Here is a 2462-nt window from a genome sequence, read left to right on the forward strand (position 1 = left end):
TTGTGAATGATAAAGTAAAGTGGGCCCACTTGGAAGGTTCGCGATAATGTAAAATGGACCCACCCCCATTCAATGATCCTGTATGATCGGTTGGACCGAGATACAGGAGGAAGGAGATGGTGGGAGTGGAAGAGAAAGAGCGGATACGAAGGGCCTACTATGTTGAGAAGAAGCCGATCCGGCGGATTGCCCGGGAGTTGGGGCACAGCCGTCGGGTGGTGCGTCAGGCGTTAAAAGAGAGCGGCGTTGCGGTTTATCGCCGCAGGCGGCCTTATCGTTTGCCGGTGATCGGGTCGTATGTTTCGATCATCGAGCAGTGGCTTCAGGAAGATGAGAGCCGGCCGATCAAGCAGCGACACACGGCGCATCGCATTTTTGTACGATTGGTGGAGGAGCAAGGCTTTACCGGATGTGAATCGAACATCAGGCGCTATGTGCGGCTGAGGCGGCCGAAGATGGATTCGGTCTTTGTCCCGATCGCGCATGGAATCGGATCGGAAGCCCAGGTTGATTTCGGAGAAGCCCAGATTTATTTGGCGGGCCGGCAGGCGACCGTTCACCTGTTTTGTTATCAGCTCTGCTACTCCACCCGCCGGTTTGTCCGGGCCTACCGGACCGAGCGGCAGGAGGCCCTCTTCGACGGGCTGGTCCGGGCCTTTCGATCCACCGGCGGGGTTCCGAAGCAAGTCACCTTCGATAATCCCAAAACCCTGGTGAAGAAGGTCTTCCGAGGACACCAGCGGATCGAGCACCCGGACTTTATTGCATTGCGATCACACTATCTGTTCGAAGGGAACTTCTGCAACCCGGGCAAAGGGAACGAGAAAGGCCATGTGGAAGGGCTGGTCGGCTGTGTCAGGAGGAACGCCTTGGTTCCGATTCCGGAAGTGGCTTCCCTCGATGAGCTCAACCTCCATTTAGAGAAATGGTGCGAGCGGGATGGTGAGCGGATCTACCAAGGAGAGCGGGTTTTAAATCGATTCGAAGCCGAGCGCGCCCATCTAGCGCCGCTGCCTGCCATCGATTATGCTTGCTGCCGCAGACAACACTGCACGGTAGGGCGGTACTCGGAGGTGCGGGTGGGGACCAACCGCTATTCGGTTCCGGTCGCCTATGCCCATCAAAGCGTCAGTGTGCTCGCGTATCCTGAGCGGATTGAGATCCTCTGCCAGGGGGAGGTCATCGCCACCCATGAGAGGAGCTACGGCCAGAATCAGGACCTCCTCGACCCCACGCATTACGTTCCGCTGCTTCAGCGACGCCCAGCGCTGCTTCGTCACGGCAAGGCATTTTTAGGGTGGCCCCTTCCTGAGATCTTCGAGCGCGCCCGGCGTCAATTACAGGAGAAAAGCACCAAAGGAGACCGAGAGTACATCCGGATCCTTCTTCTGCATGAGAAATACACGACCGATCAGATTGCAGTCGCCTTGAAGCAAGCGGAGGAACTTAAATGTCTGGGAGCCGACGAAGTACAGATGCTACTTCTAAAGCACTCCGAGCGTCCCTTCCTCCCGCAGGCCTGTTCTCTGAATCTGGACGATGCCCTCTGCTCCCTTCAGGTTGCGCCGGTGGACCTTCAGCGATACAACGCGCTGATGGAGGTCCCCTCATGAGACAGGATGCAGCACTCCATGCGCGAGATCCACTCTTAGACAGCTATTTAAAGCGGCTTAAGATGCCGACTGTCGCCCGGGATTACCCGAAGGTGGCCCAAGCCGCCGGCAAGGAGAATAAATCGTACGAGGCGTTCCTTCTGTCGCTGCTGGAGACGGAAGTGACGACCCGAGAGAGCAATGCGGTGAAGAAGAGAATCGCCCATGCCGGATTCCCCCAGATCAAAGAAATCGCAGAGTACGACTTCACACAACTGCCGAACATGAAGAAGCAGAAGGTCTTGCAGCTGATCCAATGCGACTATTTGCAAAACCGGGAGAACATCGTGTTCATGGGGAACCACGGCACGGGAAAGACGCATCTTGCGATCGCCTTAGGCATTGAGGCTTGCCGAAGAGGACATCGGGTCAGCTATCACACCGCCGCCTCGCTCGTCCACCAGCTCATCGAAGCCCGATCCGAGAAAAAACTCCTGCGATTGGAGAAGCAAATCGAGAAATCGGCGCTACTGATCATTGATGAACTCGGATATGTTCCTCTGACCCAGGAAGGGGCACAGCTGCTCTTCGGGGTCTTAGCCCAGCGTTACGAGCGAGCTTCTGTAATCATTACCACCAATTTAGAGTTCTCAGAGTGGATCAAGGTCTTTGCGGAAGAAAAACTCACCGCGGCCCTGCTGGACCGGCTGACCCATCGATGCCAGGTGTTCCTGATGAATGGGGAATCGTATCGCTTCAAGAGCAGCCAGAAAAGAATGAAGGAAGCAGTCCAAACAGCAACCTTATAACCCAGAGGGGTGGGTCCATTTTACTTTATCGCGGTGGGTCCTTTTTACTTGATCATTTACA

Annotated in this window: 2 protein-coding genes; both read left to right on the top strand. The window is 55.7% G+C overall.

The features are described from left to right. Positions 1 to 116 precede the first annotated feature (116 nt). On the top strand, positions 117 to 1613 hold the full coding sequence (istA, locus tag MNODULE_RS24300; RefSeq protein ID WP_168063792.1) for an IS21 family transposase: 1497 nt from the start codon (positions 117 to 119) through the stop codon (positions 1611 to 1613). Beyond that, positions 1610 to 2401, top strand: a complete 792-nt coding sequence (istB, locus tag MNODULE_RS24305) for an IS21-like element helper ATPase IstB (RefSeq protein ID WP_168063793.1) — start codon at positions 1610 to 1612, stop codon at positions 2399 to 2401. The genes istA and istB overlap by 4 nt, the downstream gene beginning before the upstream one ends. Positions 2402 to 2462 lie beyond the last annotated feature (61 nt).

It is taken from the genome of Candidatus Manganitrophus noduliformans (assembly GCF_012184425.1).
GTDB classification, from domain to species: Bacteria; Nitrospirota; Nitrospiria; order SBBL01; family Manganitrophaceae; genus Manganitrophus; species Manganitrophus noduliformans.